The sequence below is a fragment of the Achromobacter sp. JUb104 genome, assembly GCF_024806975.1.
GTDB lineage: Bacteria > Pseudomonadota > Gammaproteobacteria > Burkholderiales > Burkholderiaceae_B > Achromobacter > Achromobacter spanius.
Window position 1 is genome coordinate 817344 of record NZ_JANUEY010000003.1, and the last position, 18184, is coordinate 835527.

16 protein-coding genes are annotated in these 18184 nt (G+C 64.1%); 6 read left to right on the forward strand and 10 right to left on the reverse strand.

Features of this window, described 5'->3' with window-relative positions; all coding sequences use genetic code 11:
• Positions 1 to 31: 31 nt before the first annotated feature.
• From M2361_RS24235 to M2361_RS24250, 4 genes are all read right to left on the reverse strand, one after another.
• Positions 32 to 256, reverse strand: a complete 225-nt coding sequence (locus tag M2361_RS24235) for a glycine zipper 2TM domain-containing protein (RefSeq protein ID WP_259252350.1) — start codon at positions 254 to 256, stop codon at positions 32 to 34.
• Positions 257 to 445: 189 nt separating this feature from the next.
• Positions 446 to 979, reverse strand: coding sequence for an isochorismatase family protein (locus M2361_RS24240; RefSeq protein WP_259252352.1), 534 nt, complete (start codon positions 977 to 979; stop codon positions 446 to 448).
• Positions 980 to 1305: 326 nt separating this feature from the next.
• Positions 1306 to 2979 carry an energy-dependent translational throttle protein EttA gene (gene ettA / locus M2361_RS24245; RefSeq protein WP_100852953.1) on the reverse strand — a complete coding sequence of 558 codons (1674 nt, stop codon included), beginning with the start codon at positions 2977 to 2979 and terminating at the stop codon, positions 1306 to 1308.
• 86 nt (positions 2980 to 3065) lie between these two features.
• Positions 3066 to 3992 (reverse strand): DMT family transporter, encoded by a 927-nt coding sequence (locus tag M2361_RS24250; protein ID WP_259252356.1) that lies wholly within the window; start codon positions 3990 to 3992, stop codon positions 3066 to 3068.
• Between the two features lie 316 nt (positions 3993 to 4308).
• Here M2361_RS24250 and M2361_RS24255 point away from each other — a divergent pair, with 316 nt between their 5' ends.
• Entirely contained in the window at positions 4309 to 4830 is a 522-nt protein-coding gene (locus M2361_RS24255) for a hypothetical protein (RefSeq protein ID WP_259252357.1), read from the forward strand.
• A 96-nt stretch (positions 4831 to 4926) separates the two neighbouring features.
• On the opposite strand, the gene M2361_RS24260 is transcribed toward M2361_RS24255, so the two are convergent.
• The 6 genes from M2361_RS24260 to M2361_RS24285 all read right to left on the reverse strand — a co-directional run bounded on the left by M2361_RS24260 (position 4927) and on the right by M2361_RS24285 (position 11151).
• Positions 4927 to 5916, reverse strand: a complete 990-nt coding sequence (locus M2361_RS24260) for an ABC transporter ATP-binding protein (RefSeq protein WP_259252360.1) — start codon at positions 5914 to 5916, stop codon at positions 4927 to 4929.
• Positions 5913 to 6893, reverse strand: coding sequence for an ABC transporter ATP-binding protein (locus M2361_RS24265; RefSeq protein ID WP_259252362.1), 981 nt, complete (start codon positions 6891 to 6893; stop codon positions 5913 to 5915). The genes M2361_RS24260 and M2361_RS24265 overlap by 4 nt, the downstream gene beginning before the upstream one ends.
• Positions 6894 to 6900: 7 nt before the next feature.
• Positions 6901 to 7815 carry an ABC transporter permease gene (locus tag M2361_RS24270; RefSeq protein ID WP_259252364.1) on the reverse strand — a complete coding sequence of 305 codons (915 nt, stop codon included), beginning with the start codon at positions 7813 to 7815 and terminating at the stop codon, positions 6901 to 6903.
• Positions 7815 to 8804 (reverse strand): ABC transporter permease, encoded by a 990-nt coding sequence (locus M2361_RS24275; RefSeq protein ID WP_100852959.1) that lies wholly within the window; start codon positions 8802 to 8804, stop codon positions 7815 to 7817. Before M2361_RS24275 ends, M2361_RS24270 begins: the two co-directional genes overlap by 1 nt.
• Positions 8805 to 8871: 67 nt before the next feature.
• Positions 8872 to 10443 carry an ABC transporter substrate-binding protein gene (locus M2361_RS24280; RefSeq protein ID WP_259252366.1) on the reverse strand — a complete coding sequence of 524 codons (1572 nt, stop codon included), beginning with the start codon at positions 10441 to 10443 and terminating at the stop codon, positions 8872 to 8874.
• A 201-nt stretch (positions 10444 to 10644) separates the two neighbouring features.
• Entirely contained in the window at positions 10645 to 11151 is a 507-nt protein-coding gene (locus M2361_RS24285) for a MarR family winged helix-turn-helix transcriptional regulator (protein ID WP_259252368.1), read from the reverse strand.
• A 369-nt stretch (positions 11152 to 11520) separates the two neighbouring features.
• Here M2361_RS24285 and M2361_RS24290 point away from each other — a divergent pair, with 369 nt between their 5' ends.
• The 5 genes from M2361_RS24290 to M2361_RS24310 are packed head-to-tail and all read left to right on the forward strand — an operon-like array spanning position 11521 to position 18175.
• Positions 11521 to 13767: an indolepyruvate ferredoxin oxidoreductase subunit alpha gene (locus tag M2361_RS24290; protein WP_259252369.1), complete on the forward strand. Its 2247-nt coding sequence runs from the start codon at positions 11521 to 11523 to the stop codon at positions 13765 to 13767.
• Positions 13768 to 13780: 13 nt separating this feature from the next.
• Positions 13781 to 15325, forward strand: a complete 1545-nt coding sequence (locus tag M2361_RS24295) for an indolepyruvate oxidoreductase subunit beta family protein (protein WP_259252370.1) — start codon at positions 13781 to 13783, stop codon at positions 15323 to 15325.
• Between the two features lie 34 nt (positions 15326 to 15359).
• Complete coding sequence (locus tag M2361_RS24300; RefSeq protein WP_259252371.1) at positions 15360 to 16337, forward strand: PDR/VanB family oxidoreductase; 978 nt, start codon at positions 15360 to 15362, stop codon at positions 16335 to 16337.
• 30 nt (positions 16338 to 16367) lie between these two features.
• Positions 16368 to 17687: an aromatic ring-hydroxylating dioxygenase subunit alpha gene (locus tag M2361_RS24305; RefSeq protein ID WP_259252372.1), complete on the forward strand. Its 1320-nt coding sequence runs from the start codon at positions 16368 to 16370 to the stop codon at positions 17685 to 17687.
• Positions 17684 to 18175: an aromatic-ring-hydroxylating dioxygenase subunit beta gene (locus tag M2361_RS24310; protein ID WP_050448931.1), complete on the forward strand. Its 492-nt coding sequence runs from the start codon at positions 17684 to 17686 to the stop codon at positions 18173 to 18175. Before M2361_RS24305 ends, M2361_RS24310 begins: the two co-directional genes overlap by 4 nt.
• The last annotated feature ends 9 nt before the right edge of the window (positions 18176 to 18184 follow it).

Here is an 18184-nt window from a genome sequence, read left to right on the forward strand (position 1 = left end):
TTGCCGGGCTTTTTGCGTCTGGGGCAGGCGCTTAGCGCTTGCCGACCTGATCGCCGATGACGCCGCCGATCGCCGCTCCACCCACCGTACCCAAGACGCCGCCGTTGGTGATCACGGCGCCTGCGACACCGCCCAATGCGGCGCCGCCCACCGTGCTCTTTTGGCGATGGCTCATGCCGTCCCAGGACGAGCAGCCCGCCATGGCGGCGGTCATCGCCAGTGCGACACAGGTTTTGGAAAGAGATGCGATTTTCATGTTGAGGCTCCTATTCTTATCCCAGGGGCCGCACCATGGACCTGACGCGAGCGCGCGATCCCCATATGGGTTTAGAAACTTCAGGATCTCAAAATATTGGTGCGCGCGGTGTTAGGTTTGCCCAGGAATTGTGTCAAACAGCGAGAGAATCTTTGCGCGCCCCTGGGACGATGTTGCAAGCGCCGTCGGCTATTTGACCAGACGTAACACATCGCGAAAGCGTGGGTGCTCGCACGTTTCCATCCACTCAAATATGGCCATTTCCGAGGTGACGATATCGGCGCCATGCGCCCGCGCGCGCCGCAGGGCAGCGTGATGATCCGAGGGCTTGCGCGACCCCGCCGCGTCCGACACCAGCACGGCCTTGTAGCCCATGTCCACCAAGCCGATCACCGTTTGCAGCACGCAGATATGCGCTTCGCAACCGGCCACCAGAATCGTTTTTCGCGCGGCCGGCAACCACGCTTCAAAGCCAGGTTCGCGCGTGGAAGAGAAGTGCATTTTCTGGAAAGTGGACTGCACAAGGTCACGCAGGGGATCCACGGTAACGCCCAGCATCTTGCCGTGGTGTTCCGTGGCGACAACCGGCACATCAAGTATCCGCGCGGCTTGCGCGAGTTTGTGCGCGGTATGCAGCACGGCTTCGTTATCGTGAATGGCGGGCATCAACCGGCCCTGCATATCGACGATGAGTAACGTGGAGTCTGAGGCTTGCAGCAGCATGATGAGTGGCTCCCAAGTGGATGCCTAGAATCTACAGCAGGTCGTAGGATGGGTGAAGCGCGATACGACAAAGAAAAGAATGCGATATCAAACGCGCGCAACCCATCAAGCAACGGTGGACCATGGGGAAGATTGGCCATAACGCGATGGTTGCGTGATGGGGTTGCGCGGTGGGTTGCGTGATGGGTTGCGCGCGTTGGGGCGGCGGGGTTTTTGTGCAAACCGTTCCGCGCTTCACCCATCCTACAAGGCATACAAGTCCTACAAGGCATACACAAAAAAATCCCGGCAATGCCGGGATTGTTTTCAACCACCTACTGCAAGGCTTACTTCAGAGCCTTGTAGCGCAGGCGCTTGGGCTTGGCGCCCTCTTCGCCCAGGCGGCGCTTCTTGTCGGCTTCGTACTCTTGGTAGTTGCCGTCGAAGAACACCACTTGCGAATCGCCTTCGAATGCCAGGATGTGGGTGGCGATGCGGTCCAGGAACCAGCGATCGTGGCTGATGACCATGACGCTGCCGGGGAACTCCAGCAAGGCGTCTTCCAGCGCGCGCAGCGTTTCAACGTCAAGGTCGTTGGACGGTTCGTCAAGCAGCAGGACGTTGCCACCGGCGATCAGCGTCTTGGCCATGTGCAGGCGGCCGCGTTCACCGCCGGACAGTTGGCCCACCACCTTGTTCTGGTCGCCGCCCTTGAAGTTGAAGCGGCCCAGATAGGCGCGCGACGACATTTCAAACTTGCCCACGGTCAGGATGTCGGCGCCGTCGGCCACGGCATCAAACACCGTCTTCTTGTCTTCCAGCGCATCGCGCGACTGGTCCACATAAGCCAGCTTCACGGTCTGGCCGATGGTGACCTCGCCCGAATCCGGCTGTTCGCGGCCCGCGATCATGCGGAACAGCGTCGACTTACCGGCGCCGTTGGGGCCGATGATGCCAACGATGGCGCCGGGCGGAATCTTGAAGCTCAGGTCGTCGATCAACAGGCGATCGCCATAGGCCTTGCTGACGTTCTTGAATTCAATGACCTCGTTGCCCAGGCGCTCGCCCACGGGAATGAAGATTTCCTGGGTTTCGTTGCGCTTCTGGTATTCGTAGGACGACAGTTCCTCGAAGCGGGCCAGACGCGCCTTGGCCTTGGCCTGACGGCCCTTCGGGTTCTGGCGCACCCATTCAAGTTCTTTCTTGATGGTCTTCTGGCGGGCCGATTCCGACGATTCTTCCTGCTTCAGGCGGTCTTCTTTCTGTTCCAGCCACGAGCTGTAGTTGCCCTTCCAGGGAATGCCGTAGCCACGGTCCAGTTCCAGGATCCATTCAGCGGCGTTGTCCAGGAAGTAGCGATCGTGGGTCACGCCGACCACGGTGCCGGGGAACTTGTGCAGGAATTGCTCCAGCCATTCCACGCTTTCGGCGTCCAAGTGGTTGGTGGGTTCGTCAAGCAGCAGCATGTCGGGCTTGGACAGCAGCAGGCGGCACAGGGCCACGCGGCGCTTTTCACCACCGGACAGGTTGCCGACGATGGCGTCCCAGGGCGGCAGGCGCAGTGCGTCCGCGGCGATTTCCATCTGGTGTTCGATGTCGTCCGAACCGCTAGAGGCGGCGGCGGCGATGATGGCTTCCAGGTCGGCTTGCTCAGCGGCCAGCGCATCGAAGTCGGCGTCCGGCTCGGCGTAGGCGGCGTAGACCTCGTCCAGGCGCTTCTTGGCGGTGACGACGGCGCCCAGGCCTTCCTCGACCGATTGGCGCACCGTGTGCTCGGGGTTCAGTTGCGGTTCCTGCGGCAGATAGCCGATGTTCAGGCCCGGCATGGGGATGGCTTCGCCTTCGATCTCTTTATCGACGCCAGCCATGATCTTCAGCAGCGTCGACTTGCCCGAGCCGTTCAGGCCCAGCACGCCGATCTTGGCGCCAGGAAAAAACGAAAGCGAGATATCACGCAAAATCTGCCGCTTGGGCGGCACGATCTTGCCGACGCGGTTCATGGTGTAGACGTATTGGGCCATGGGCTCGTATAGGGAAAGAAAGCTGATGAACCGTCGATTGTAGGCCGGAACCCTGACAGGCGCGCGTCAGGGACGGAACCGCCCGTTCAACCCGCCGCTTTGCCTGCGCGCCCACCCAGGCGAGGCGTGCGCATCTGCGCCAGCATCACACCGGCCAGCGCCAGCAAACCGCCCACGATGTGGAACAGATGTGGCTTTTCGTCCAGGAAGACAGACGCGATGGCCACCGTGCCCACCGGCATCAGGTTCAGGAAAATGCTGGCGCGGTTGGGACCCAGGTGCTTGACGCCCTGCATCCACAGGAAGGGCGCGAACAGGGACGGAAAGATCGCGGCATACAGCACCAGCGGCACGTTGTCGGCATTCAGCGGCGACGGCGCGGCCATCAGGAACGCCGGCAGTTGGAACAGCACGCCGAAGCCGATCTGCACGTACAACGACCCCCACGGCCCCACCGGCAAGCCCCAGCGGCGCAGCAATACCCCGTACAGCGCATAGGCCAGCGCGGCCAGCCCCATCAGCAGGTCGCCGGGGTTCGCGCCCACGGACAGCAACCGGGCCGGGTCGCCTTCGCCGATCAGCAGCGCCAGGCCCGCCAGCGACACCAGGCCGCCCAGCATCGCCATCAGCGTGGGCCGCTGGCGCAACACCACCGTGCCCACCGCGATGGTCAAGAGCGGGATCATGGCGGTGATGATGCCCATGTTGGTGGCCGTGGTGCTGGAGGCCGCCACATAGGCCAGCCCCTGGTATAGCGCCATACCCAAGCCGCCCAGCACGGCGAATTTCGGCAGATAGGGCCAGATCAGCCTGCGCTGCGTCCACACGCCCCGCAGGGCAAACGGGGTCAGCACGGCGCCGGCCAGGGCCCAGCGGTAAAACCCGATGACGGCAGGCGAAATGACCCCGGCGGCCATCTTGGTAACGATCATATTGACCGACCAGATCAGGGCCGCCAGCAGCGGAAACAGCAAATAGCGGGCGGGAATTGCGATAGGTTCGGAGCGCGTCATGGGCGGTGATGCGTAATGGGAATAGGGGAACAGGCCGCAAGTGTAGGCCCTGTTCGAATGACCGTGTGTCACCGCCATCCGCCATCTGGATACCGCCGCAAGCCTGGCAATACCGCCAGAAGGAAGGGCAAGAGAAGGCGCAGGGCATTACGCCTGAAACACGATTGCGCCCCACGCCCGCGCCGGCCTGACAGCCTTGTCACGCCGCGTCATCCAAGCGCCTGATGCAACGCAACGCCGATCGCGCGACAATAGCGCCTGACTTTATGTATCTTGCCGTGCCGTCGCGGCTTCATCGCGCCCAGGAATCCCCTTCATGTCCGCCTCTGCCACTCCCCCCGCCTCCGTGACCCATTTCAGTGCACCCGAACTGGACATGCTGGCCAAGACCGCCGATGCGCTCAGCGCCTACCTGGGCAAGCCCGTGCTGGCCGAAGTGATCCTGGGCGACGAAGGCACCGAGTGGGTCACGTTCGGTGTCCCGCTGGACGAAGGCGCCGAAGCGGACGAAGAGCAGACCCACGTGCAGATGGGCGGCGCGGGCTCGCGCCTGCTGGGCAATCGCGGCGGCCTGCCGCATGCCGATGACGACACCTACGATTGCCTCTACCTGTGGGCCGTGCAAATTTCTTTGAATGAAGGCGAACGCTTCATCAAGCTGGACCACGACGGCGAAGAGTCCGCGTGGTCCGACACTCTGGAAGACGTCCTGCCCTTCGCCCTGACCGAGGAACCGCAGCCGGATCCGACCGCGCAGGAAGACGAAGAGGACGAAGACGATGAAGATGACGAGGACGACGACACGCCGTATGACTCGGTCCACGAGCCCCGCCACTGAAACTTGGGCGGGGTCGGCGTTGGCCCTGACGGCCCACGCGCGACCCTCCGGCGCGCTATTGCGGCGCGCCCCTCCACCTCCGGCCCGCCCCTGCATTTACGCGCGGCCTTCCTCCACCGCGTGGCACGCCACGACTGAAACCCCCGCCAGCATCGCCACCGGCGCTTCGGCCCGGCACCGGTCATTCGCATGCGGGCAACGCGGATGAAACGTGCACCCTGATGGCGGATTCAACGGGTTCGGCACCTCCCCCGCCACCGCCGTGCGCGATTTTCCGGCCCCGTTGATGTCCGGAATGGCTTCCAGCAGCATGCGCGTATACGGATGCCGTGGCCGCGCGAACAGCTCGTCGCGCGGCGCCACTTCCACCATGCGGCCCAAGTACATCACGCCCACCCGGTCGGCCACGTGATGCACCACCGCCAGGTTGTGGGAAATGAACAGGTAGGTCAGCCCCAGCTCGCGCTGCAGGTCTTTCATCAGGTTCAGCACCTGCGCCTGCACCGACACATCCAGCGCCGAGGTAGGCTCGTCGCACACCAGGAATTCCGGGTTCACCGCCAGCGCCCGCGCAATCGAAATGCGTTGCCGCTGGCCGCCTGAAAACTGGTGCGGATAGCGGCCCTGGTCCGCCGGGTCCAGGCCCACCTGCTTGAGCAGTTCGCTGACGCGGGCCACGCGCTCGTCGGCCGTCATCTGCGTATGCGTCAGCATCGGCTCCGCAATGATGCGGCCCACGCGCCAGCGCGGGTTCAGGCTGGCATAGGGATCCTGGAAAATCATCTGCAGGCGCTTGCGCAAGTTGCGCCCGCCTTTCTCAGACATCCGCGACAACGGCTGGCCATCGAAACGGATATCGCCGCGCGTCAGCCCGTACAGGCCCACCAGCATGCGCGCGACCGTGGATTTTCCACAGCCCGATTCGCCCACCAGCGCCAGCGTTTCGCCGCGCGCGATGTCGAACGACACGCCGTCCACCGCGCGCAGCATCACGCGCGGCTTGCCGGCCAGCTTGCGTTCCAGCCAGGGCGGCGACACATCGAACCAGCGCGCCGCGTCTTTAACTTCCACCAAAGGCGTGCTCATGCGGCCACCATCGTTTTATCGTCATGCAACCAACAGGCCGCGCGGGACGTGCCCGCCGGCATCAATTCGGGGCGCTCGGTCGCGCAGCGCGGCAAGCGCTGGCCGCAACGCGGGTTGAACGCACAGCCCGGCGGAATGGCATTCAGCCGAGGCATGCTGCCGTCAATCTGCACCAGCCGTTCCGTGTGTCCGTCCATGGACGGAATCGACCCCATCAGCCCCGACGTATACGGATGTCGCGGTTTGTGGATCACGTCGGCCACCGGCCCGATCTCGGCCACGCGGCCCGCGTACATCACCGCCACGCGGTCGGCGGTTTCGGCGATCACGCCCATGTCGTGCGTGATCAGCATCACCGCCGTGCCATGCTCGCGGCACAGGCGTTTCAGCAGTTCGATGATCTGCGCCTGAATGGACACGTCCAGCGCGGTCGTCGGTTCGTCGGCCACCACCAGCTTGGGCTCGGCCGCCAGCGCCAGCGCGATCACCACGCGTTGGCGCATGCCGCCCGAGAACTGGTGCGGATAGTGGTCGATGCGTTCGCGCGCGGCCGGAATGCCGGTGGACGCCAGCAATTCCACCGCGCGGTTGCGCGCCTGCGACCACGTCATGTCCAGGTGCGTGACGATGGTTTCTGCCAATTGCCGGCCCACCGTGTACAGCGGGTTCAAGGACGTCAGCGGGTCTTGGAACACCGCGCCGATTTCGCGGCCACGCACGCGGCGCATCTGCTCGTCGGGAAGGTTGTCGATACGGCGGCCCGCCAGCAGGATTTCGCCCGCGGCGATGCGCCCCGGGGGTTCGAGCAGGCCGATGATGGACGCGCCGGTCAGCGATTTGCCCGCGCCCGATTCGCCCACCACGCCCAGCACTTCGCCGGCCTGGATGGAAAAGGACACGTCGTCCAGGGCGCGTAGCGTGCCGCGGCGCGTGGGAAATTCCACGCGCAGGTTGCGGACTTCTAATAGTGCGCTCATGGTTACCTCAATTCAGCCGCGGGTTGAGCGCATCGCGCAGCCAGTCACCCAGTAGGTTGACCGACAGCACCAGCAGCACCAGCGCCGCGCCCGGGAAAATGGTGATCCACCATTCGCCGGAAAACAGGAAGTCGTTGCCGATACGGATCAGCGTGCCCAGCGACGGCGCGGTCGGCGGCACCCCTACTCCCAGGAACGACAGCGTCGCCTCGGTGATGATGGCGGTGGCCAGGTGCACCGTGGCCAGCACCAGCACCGGCCCCAGCACGTTGGGCAGCACGTGGCGGAACATGATCACGGGCGAGGCCACGCCGATCACGCGCGCCGCCTGCACGTATTCGCGGTTCTTCTCCACCAGCGTGGAACCGCGCACCGTGCGTGCGTACTGCGGCCAGCCGGCCAGCGCGATGGCGCCGATCAGCACGGGGAACGCGATCAGTTCATGCATGTCGCGCGGCACCGCGGCCCGCGCCACGCCATCGATCAACAGCGCAATCAGAATGGCGGGGAACGACAACTGCACGTCCGCCACACGCATGATGAAGGCGTCGATGCGTCCGCCCGCGTAGCCCGAGATCAGGCCCAGCACAATGCCGATCAGCATCGACAGCAGCACCGACGCCAACCCGATCAAGAGCGATACGCGGGTGCCATACAGAATGGCCGAGAACAGATCGCGGCCCTGGCTGTCGGTGCCCAGCAGATAGTTGGCCTGGCCGTTGTCCTCCCAGGCGGGCGGCAACAAGGCGTCCAGCAGTTCTACCGTGGTCAGGTCGAAAGGGTTGTGGGGCGCGACCCAGCCGGCGCCGAACGAGCCGATCAGCAAGATTGCCAACAGCAGCGTCGCCAGAATGGCCACGGGCGCCCGGCGCCAGGCCCAGGCAATGTCGCTGTCCCACCAGCGTTTGAGTACGGCGCGCATCAGTGAGCCCCCCCGGCGCGAGTCATCCCCGAACGCAAGCGCGGGTCTACGACAAAATAAAGAAGATCGACAACCAGGTTGATCACCACGAACACCAGCGCGATCAGGCACAGGTACGCGGCCATGACCGGCACGTCGGCGAATTGCACCGCCTGGATGAACAGCAAGCCCATGCCCGGCCACTGGAACACGGTTTCCGTGACGATGGCGAAGGCGATGATGCCGCCCAACTGCAAGCCGGTAATCGTAATGACGGGCACCATGGTGTTCTTCAGCGCATGGCCGAAGTGGATGGCGCGGCGCTTCAAGCCCCGGGCGCGGGCGAACTTGATGTAGTCCGACCGCAGCACTTCCAGCATTTCCGAACGCACCAGGCGCAGCACCAGCGTCATCTGAAAGAGCGACAAGGTAATGGACGGCAGGATCAGGTGCTTCCAGCCGGTGGCCGTGAACAGGCCCGACGTCCACCAGCCCACGGCGACGGTTTCGCCCCGCCCGTAGCTGGGCAGCCAGCCCAGTTGCACGGAGAACACCAGGATCAGCAGGATGCCGATCAGGAAGGTGGGCAGCGATACGCCCAACAAGGATCCGGCCAGCAGCATCTGGGACACCAGGCTGTTGCGCTTGAGCGCGGTGTACACGCCCAGCGGCACGCCCACCACCAAGGCCAGCAAGGCCGCCACCATGGATAGCTCAAGCGTGGCCGGCAAGCGGGATTTCAACAGGGTGGAAACGGGTTCGCTCTGACGCAGGGAGATGCCGAAATTTCCTTGCGCGGCATTGGCCACGAAATGGCCGAATTGAACGATGGCGGGCTCGTTCAGCCCCAGGCGCTCACGCAGCTCGATGCGCTCGGCATCGGTGGCGTCCTGCCCCAGCATGATGGTGACAGGGTCGCCGACGTATTGAAAAAGCACAAAGGCCAGTAGCGCGACGGTGAGCATCACCGCTACGGCCTGCAACAGGCGACGCAGTATGAAAGCAAACATAGGCGGGAAAAACCAAAAGCAAAACGGCGGGAGCCGGGTAGGCTCCACGCCGTCTGGTTAGCCGGGATCAGTCAACCTTGACCCAATCGGCAACAAGGCGATTGTCGGCACGGTGGATGACCGTGACGTTCTTGCGCATCGCCCAGGGGATGACCTGGTCATGCAGCGGGATATGCCCGAAGTCCTTGGCGTGCCCTTGCAGCACGGTGATGATGTCGGCGTCGCGCTTGGCCGGATCGGTCTCGGTCTTGATGCGATCGATGATCACGTCAAGTTCCTTGTTGCTGTAGCCGCCCAGGTTGTACATGCCGTCGGCGCCCTCACCCTTGGTGCGGATCAGGTTCTGCAACGAGTACATGGCGTCGAACGTGGGCACGCCCCAGCCGAACAGGTAGGCGCTGGTGTCAAACGACTGCACCTTGGGGAAGTACGTGGAACGCGGCATGGCGTTCATCGTGGCCTTCACGCCCACCTTGGCCCACATGCCAACCACCGCCTGACAGATGGCTTCGTCGTTGATGTAGCGGTTGTTGGGGCAGTCCAGCGTGAAGTTCAGGGTGCCGTCGTAGCCGGCTTCCTTCAGCAGCGCGCGGGATTTTGCGGGGTCGTAGGGCACGCGCTTGTGCACCGATTCCGACCAGCCATGCACCTGCGGCGCGATCATCGTGCCGGTGGGCGCGGACAGGCCACGCATCACGGCGCGCTTGATGGCGTCCACGTCGATGGCGCGGTACAGCGCTTCACGCACGCGGATGTCCTGGAACGGGTTCTTGCCCTTGATGTTCGAGTACTGCAACTCCGGACGCTTCTGGTCCAGGCCCAGGTAGATGGTGCGGTATTCGTTGCCTTCCACCACTTTCTGCGCCTGGCGCAGGCGTTCCAGATCTTGCGCGGCGGGGTCCAGCACGAAGTCGATTTCGCCCGACAGCAGCGCGGCGGTGCGGGTGGCGTTCTGCTTGATCGGCGTGAACACCACTTCGGTCACGTTGCCAACCTTGCCGGCCTTGTTCCACCAGTCCTTGTTTTCTTCAAAGACGGTGCGCACGTCCACTTCGCGCGTCTTCAGCTTGTACGGGCCGGTGCCGTTGGTGTTGCGCGCGCCGAAGGTCTCTTCCTTGTTGACGTAGTCCTGCGGCTTGGCGATGTTGTTCTTTTCCGACCAGGCCTTGTTCATGATGAACACGTTGGTCAGTTGGCGCAGCAGCACCGGGTTGGGCGCCGACGTTTCGATCTCGATCGTCAGGTCGTCAACCTTGCGCGCTTCCTTGATGCCGGTCGTGTAAGCCTTGTAGTTCGACGTGGGCGCCATGGCGCGGTGAATCGAGAACACCGCGTCGTCCGCCGTGAAGGCGGCGCCGTCATGGAACTTCACGCCGGGGCGCAGCTTGAAGCGGTACAGGGTCGGCGACAGTTGTTCCCATTCCGTGGCCAGGCGCGGCACCACCTTGAACGTCTTGTCGTAGTCCACCAGCGGTTCGTAGATGTAGCTGTTGGCGGCGATCGTCATGCCCTCGTTTTGCGAGTGCGGGTCGAACGTAAGAATGTCGCCCTGGGCGGCCCAACGGAAAGTCTTGGCCTGCCCGATCGAGGGCACGGCCACGGCGGCGGCGATCGCGATAGCAATCAAAGTGCGGCGCATAGTGGGTTAACTCCTGACATTAGTCTGAATACCGGCGCGAGTGTGCCTAGCGCCAAGACCCCCGTCAATTCAGGGTTTATGCGTACCGTGACCCCTTTTCACAGAGGAAGATCTATTAAGGGACGTATATGCAAGTAACAAAATAATTGGGTCGAACAGCGTTCGAGTGCGCCGATGCAACGGACGAGGATGCCTCGCTGCTCATTCCTCGTCGTCGATCGGCAACTCCAGCGGCACGTGCTCGGTCATCAGCACTTCCAGCATGTCGATCAGCAGCGCCGCTTTTTCTTCGCCGAATGGCGCCAGCACCGCTTTCTGATGCTGCAAGGCCTGCTCGCACAAGCCGGCGATCAGGTTGGTGCCCTTGGTGGTGATGCACACGCGCGTTTGCCGGCGGTCGGCCCGCACGCCCGTGCGTGCCACCAGGCCATCGGCTTCCATGCGCTGCACCACCTTGCTCAAGGTGGGCTGCTTGGTGATGGCCAGCACCGCCAGGGTGCCGATGGTTTCGCCGGGGCTGCCTTCCAGGCTGGCCAGCACCCGCCATTCAGTCACCGACAACCCGGCCGCCTTCACCTGCAAATGAAATTCGGCCGAGATGCGCTGGCTGGCCTGCGCCAGCAGATAGGCCAGGTAGCCGTCAACGAAACGCGGCCCCGACGTACCGCGACCGGTCAGAAGTGTGTCCCGCTGCTTGTCCAACCGCATGTTGCTGTGCTCCCACGCACCGGAATTTCGTGAACGGCCCAGGGCCGGAAAGCGCATTGCACCACGACGGCGCAAACGCGCGCCATGTTGTGCCGCAATGCTGTTGCGCAGCACAGGGTATACCCCGAATCGCAACCCGTTTTTGCACCATGCCGGGGATGAAAACACGGCAGGTAGCTAGAGAACAACCAGTATATACATCCTTGTTTTCGCGTGATATTTTTTGATTTCCATGAAATTTCATCTTTTTTGTTGACAGCTAAAACGTTGACTCCTAAAGTATTTTTTAGACGGAAATTTCGTGACACGACGATGCTGCACGGCAGCAAGGCTTGAGGACCGGTAAGCCGGCCCGACCAGGAGTTCGAGATGGCTGAAAGGTCTTTCAAGAAAGAAGTCCAGCAGTTGCGAATTGGCGCCGGCGAAGAGTTTCGCGGCGAAGGCATACTTGCCGTCACGAAGGCCTTGCTGCAATCGGGCGTGGGCTATGTGGCGGGCTACCAGGGTTCACCCATTTCGCACCTGATGGACGTGCTGGCGGACGCCAACGAGATCCTGCAAGAGCTCGGCGTGCACTTCGAGGCCAGCGCCTCGGAAGCCACCGCCGCCGCCACGCTGGCCGCTTCCGTCATGTACCCGATACGCGGCGCCGTCACGTGGAAGTCCACCGTGGGCACCAACGTGGCCTCGGACGCGCTGGCCAACCTGGCATCAGGCGGCGTCACGGGTGGCGCGCTGGTCATCGTGGGCGAAGACTACGGCGAAGGCTCGTCCATCATGCAGGAACGCTCGCATGCGTTCGCCATGAAATCGCAGATCTGGCTGCTGGACCCGCGCCCCAACCTGGAAAGCATGGTCAAGGCCGTGGAAGACGGCTTTGAATTGTCGGAAGCCAGCAAGACGCCGGTCATGCTGCAACTACGAATTCGCGGCTGCCACGTGCATGGCCGCTTCATCGCCAAGGAAAACAAGCGGCCCACGTTCTCGCTGGCCCAGGCGCTGGAAAGCCCGGCGCGCGACACCAGCCGCATCGTGCTGCCGCCCGCGTCCTTCCTGCACGAACAGGAAAAGATCAAGGACCGCTGGCCCGCCGCCATCCGCTACATCAAAGAGCACAAGCTGAACGAGCACTTTGACGGCGACCAGAACGACATCGGCCTGATCCTGCAAGGCGGCCTGTACAACGGCGTCATCCGCTCGCTGCAGCTCTTGGGCCTGGCCGACAATTTTGGCAACAGCCGCATTCCGCTTTACGTCATGAACGTGACCTATCCCGTCATCGAAGACGAGGTCACCGAGTTCTGCCGTGGCAAGCGCGCCGTGCTGCTGCTGGAAGAAGGCCAGCCCGATTACATCGAACAGAACCTGCATGCCGTGCTGCGCAAGGCGGGCATCGACACGCATCTGTCCGGCAAGGACGTGCTGCCGATGGCGGGCGAATACACCACGCAGGTGATGCGCGACGGCCTGCGCGAATTCCTGAAGCGCCATCGCCCCGAATCGCTACAGACGCATGCGGCGGTGGCGGTGGATGCGGTGGCCGGAGCCCAGGCCCCCAGCAGCCAACTTGAAATCACCGAAGTCTCGCGACCGAAGCCTGCCACTCCGCCCACCAAACCGGTCGAACAGCCCATCACCTTCCACAAGCAGGTGCAGGGCCTGGCGTCGGTGGTGCCGCCGCGCCCCGCCGGCTTCTGTACGGGCTGTCCCGAACGCCCCATCTTTTCCGCGCTGACGCTGGCGCAGGAAACGCTGGGCCAGCACCATATTTCCTGCGACATCGGCTGCCACCTGTTCTCCATCCTGCCGCCCTTCAACCTGGGCGCCACCACCATGGGCTACGGCTTGGGCGCGTCCAGCGCGGCGGCGTTCAACGTGCCCGCCGCCAAGCGGCCCATCTCGATCATGGGTGATGGCGGCTTCTGGCATAACGGCTTGTCGTCCGGCATTGGCAACGCGGTCTTCAACAAGTACGACGGCGTCATCGTCATCGTCGACAACTTCTACGCCTCGGCCACGGGCGGGCAGGACATCCTGTCGTCGCGCGCCGACAACCCCGACCGGTCCACCAACAATCCCATCGACCATGCCGTGCGCGGCGTGGGCGTGAAGTGGGTGCGCACGCTGGACCGCACGTATGACGTGGCCAAGGTGCGCGCCACGATCGAAGAAGCGCTGACCACCGACATCAAGGGCCCCAAGGTCATCATTGCGCAGTCGGAATGCATGCTGAACAAGCAGCGCCGTGTGAAGCCGCTGTTCAACAAGGCCGTCAAGGAAGGCCGCCGCATGGTCAAGGAACGCTTTGGCGTGGACCCCGACGTCTGCACCGGCGACCACGCCTGTATCCGGCTGTCGGGCTGCCCGTCCTTGTCGGTCAAGGACAGCGGCGACCCCTTGAAGGAAGACCCCGTGGCGCACGTGGAAAGCAGTTGCGTGGGCTGCGGCAACTGCGGCGAAGTGGCCCATGCCGCCGTGCTGTGCCCGTCTTTCTACCGCGCCGACATCGTGCACAACCCAACCGGCACCGACCGCTTCCTGGCGCGCGTGCGCGGCGCGGTCATCGGTTTCCTGCAACGCCGCCGCGCCGCGCGGCTGGCTCAATACGCCCTGTAAGGACAAGCCCTTCATGAACCCGGTGGCAATGCAGCAAGGCAACCCGATCAAGATCGCCATCCTGGCCATGGGCGGCCAGGGCGGCGGCGTGCTGGCCGACTGGATCGTCGACATGGCCGAGCACGCCGGCTGGTGGGCGCAGACCACCTCGGTGCCCGGGGTGGCGCAGCGCACCGGCGCCACCATCTACTACCTGGAACTGCTGCCCGAAGCCGACGTGGCACGCGCCGGCCGCGCACCCGCGTTGGCCTTGATGCCCACGCCGGGCGACGTGGACCTGGTGGTGGCCGCTGAACTGATGGAAGGCGGCCGCGCCATCCAGCGCGGCCTGGTCACGCCGGAACGCACCGTACTGCTGTCCTCATCACATCGCAGCTACGCCGTCAGCGAAAAGTCGGCGCCCGGCAACGGCATTGCCGACCCCAACAAGGTGCTGGAAGCCGGCCGCGCCGCCGCCAAGCGCTTCCTGTGTTTCGACCTGCAAGACCTGGCCGACCGCGCCGGCAGCGTCATCAGCGCCAGCCTGTTTGGCGCGGTGGCCGGCAGCGGCTCACTGCCCTTCACGCGCGAAGATTTCGAAGCCACCGTGCGCCGCGCCGGACTGGGCGTGGACGCCAGCCTGTGCGCCTTCGCGCTGGGTTTCGACGCGGCGCATCAGGCGCCCGCCCAACCCGCCGCCATCGACCTGACGCGCCCCGTGCCCGACGTGCCCGAACGCGCCGCCAGCCCGAAGACGCAAGCGCTGCTGGACACCATCAAGCGCGACTTCCCCGCCTGTGCGCAGCCCATGCTGACGGCCGGCGTGCGCCGCCAGCTTGAATTCCAGGACGCCGCCTACGCCGCCGACTATCTGCGCCACATGAAGGCGCTACGCGACCTGGATGCGCAACACGGCGGCGACGCCCAAGGCTGGGCGCTGACCTGTGCCGCCGCGCGCTACGTCGCCACCGCCATGGCCTATGACGACGTGATCCGCGTGGCCGATCTGAAAACACGTGGCACGCGCTTTGAACGGGTGCGAAACGAAGTGGGTGCACGGCCGGATCAACTGGTGATGACCACCGACTACATGCACCCGCGCCTGGAAGAAATCTGTGGCACCTTGCCCACGGGCCTGGGCCGCTGGCTGGAAAATTCCAAGTCCTTCGGCGGCTTTGTGGAACGCCGTCTGGGCAAGGGCCGGCTGATGCAAAGCGGCACGCTAAGCGGCTTTCTGATGCTGTATTCGCTGGCCGGCATGCGCCGCTTTCGCCGTCGCACGCTGCGTCATCAGATCGAAGCCGAAGGCTTGCGGCAATGGCTGGACCTGATCACCCGGCTGGCGCCACGGGACTACGCGCTGGCGGTTGAAGCCGTCAACTGCCGCCGCCTGGTCAAGGGCTATAGCGATACGCACGTGCGCGGTGGCGGCAAGTATCGCCAACTGCTTGCGGCGGCCGAGCAACTGGTGGGCCGGCCCGACGCCGCCGCCTCGTTGCGCGCCTTGCGCGACACCGCGCTGGCCGACGAGAAGTGCGGCCCCATGGAACGCCAACTGGCCGAAAAGCTGGCGGCCTGATCCAAAGACCCGAATACCGATAGAGACAAACGCCGTGCAGACACTGAAACTCATCATCCGCGAAGTCCGGCAAGAGTCGCCGCTGATCCGATCCTTCCGCCTGGCGCGCGAAGACGCCGGGCCGCTACCCGCCTTCGGCCCCGGCGCGCACCTGAAAGTAACGGTGCCGGGCTTGCGCGAACCGCGCTGCTATTCGCTGGTGCAACTGACGCCCGACGCCGGCCAGTTCGCGCAGCCCACGGAATACCGGCTGGGTGTGCGGCTGGAGGAAGCCAGCCAGGGCGGATCGCGCCACATGCACGCGCTGTCCGACGGCGACACGCTTAGCGTCGAAGGCCCCAAGAACGATTTCCCGCTGCATGAATCCCCGGCAGGCGACGAGCCCGTGGTGCTGATCGCGGGCGGCATCGGCATCACGCCGGTTGCCTCCATGGCCGCCGCGCTCAAAGCCGCTGGCCGCGACTTTCATCTGCACTACTGTGGCCGCAGCAAGGATCAACTGGCCTTCCTGCCCGAACTGGAAGCGCTGGCAGGCAGCAGCCTGACCGTGCACGCGGACGACGACCCCGCCCGCCGCTTCGACCTGCAAGCGTTGCTGGCCGCCTCCAACCCACGCCAGCACCTGTACGTGTGCGGCCCCAAGGGCCTGATCGACGCCGTCATCGCCGGCGCCAAGGCCCGCCATTGGCCGGATGCCCACATCCACTTTGAACTCTTCGTCACCGCCGCCGCGCAAGCCGGCGACCAAGCCTTTGAAGTGGAACTGCGCCAATCCGGCCGCACGCTGACCATCCCCGCCGACAAGACCATCGTCGACGTCATGGAAGAAGAAGGCTGCGACCCGATGTACGACTGCAAGCGCGGCGAATGCGGCGTCTGCCAGGCGACGGTGCTGGAAGGCGAACCCGACCATCGCGACTACTACCTCTCGGACACCGAGAAGGCCAGCGGCAAGATCATCCAGATCTGCATCTCGCGCGCGAAATCGCAGCGCCTGGTGCTGGACCTGTAAGGCCGCCGGCCCGACGACAAGGAAGCGACCATGGCCAAATACCGCGACAACCCCGACGCCATCCGCGCCCTGCTGCGCGACACGGAAGTCCACAAAGACCTGTTCATCGACCAGGAACTGTTCGACCTGGAAATGGAGCGCCTGTACGCTAACACCTGGGTCTACGTCGGCCACGACAGCCAGGTGCCGAACAACGGCGACTACATCACCACCACCGTCGGCAACCAGCCCGTGGTGATGGTGCGCCACAGCGACAAGAGCGTGCGCGTGCTGCACAACCGCTGCCCCCACAAGGGCACGATGGTGGCGGGCGATGCCTGCGGCAACACCGGCAAGTTCTTCCGCTGCCCCTACCACGCCTGGACGTTCAAGACCGACGGCAGCCTGCTGTCGATACCGCTGAAGAAAGGCTACGAGAACACCGGCCTGGAAAACTGCGAAGCCAGCCAGGGCATGGCGGCCGTCAAGGATGTGAAGAACCATCGCGGCTTCGTGTTCTGCCGCCTGAACCCGGAAGGCCAGTCGTTCGAGGACTTCTTTGGCGAATCCTTGTCCACGCTGGACAACATGGTGGACCGCTCACCCGAAGGCCGCCTGGAAGTGGCCGGTGGCGTGTTGCGCTACATGCACCGCTGCAACTGGAAGATGCTGGTCGATAACCAGACCGACACCTGCCACCCGATGGTGGCGCATGAATCGTCGGCGGGCACGGCGGTGAAGGTGTGGGAGCAAGCGCCCGAAGGCACGCCCAAGCCCATGGCGGTGGAATTGTTCGCGCCCTTTATCTCGCCCTATGAATTCTTCGAGAACATGGGCATCCGGGTGTGGGAAAACGGCCACGGCCATACCGGCGTGTCGGACTCCATCCATGCCTCGTATTCCGGCGTGCCGGGCTATTGGGATTCGATGGTTGCCGCCTACGGCGAAGAACGCGCCAAGCAGATCCTGGGCGACGTGCGCCACAACACCGTGTACTTCCCCAACATCATGGTGAAAGGTCCGATCCAGACGCTGCGCATCTTCAAGCCCATCGCCGCCGACCGCACGCTGGTGGAGTCCTGGACGTTCCGCCTGGTGGGCGCGCCCGACCTGCTGCTGGAACGCACGCTGATGTACAACCGGCTGATCAACGCGCCCACGTCCGTCGTCGGCCATGACGACCTGGAAATGTACGAACGCGCGCAAGACGGCTTGAATTCGCGCGCGCGCGACTGGGTCAACGTGGGCCGGCTGTATACGCCCGACGAGGCCGGCCAGAAAAACGTCACCACCAACGGCACCAACGAATGGCAGATGCGCAACCAATACCGCGCATGGGGCCGCTACATGACCGGACCGGAGTCGGTATGAGCGCAAGCGACCGCGAGTTGATCGATTTTGTCTACGCCGAAGCGCGCCTCTTGGACGAGCTGCGCTTTGAAGACTGGCTGAACCTGTACACCGAAGACGGCTACTACTGGATGCCGCTGGCGCATGGCCAGACGGACCCGAAGCTGCACGCTTCCCTGATGTACGAAGACAAGCTGCTGCTGCGCGTGCGCGTGGAACGCCTGGCCGGCCAGCGCACCTTTTCGCAGCAGCCCAAAAGCCGCTGCCATCATTTGCTGCAAGCGCCCACGGTGGAACACGACCACCCTGACGCCGCGCCCGCCGAAGGCCGCCATGTGGTGCGCACCGCCTTTCACTATGTTGAAACCCGGCAGGACACGCAGACGCTATTCGCCGGCTGGGCCACGCACCATCTGGTGGAACAGGACGGCGCGCTGCGCATCCGCTTGAAGCGCGTTGACCTCGTCAACTGCGATGCCGCCTTTGGCAACATTCAATTGTTCATGTAGGAGCGGCTT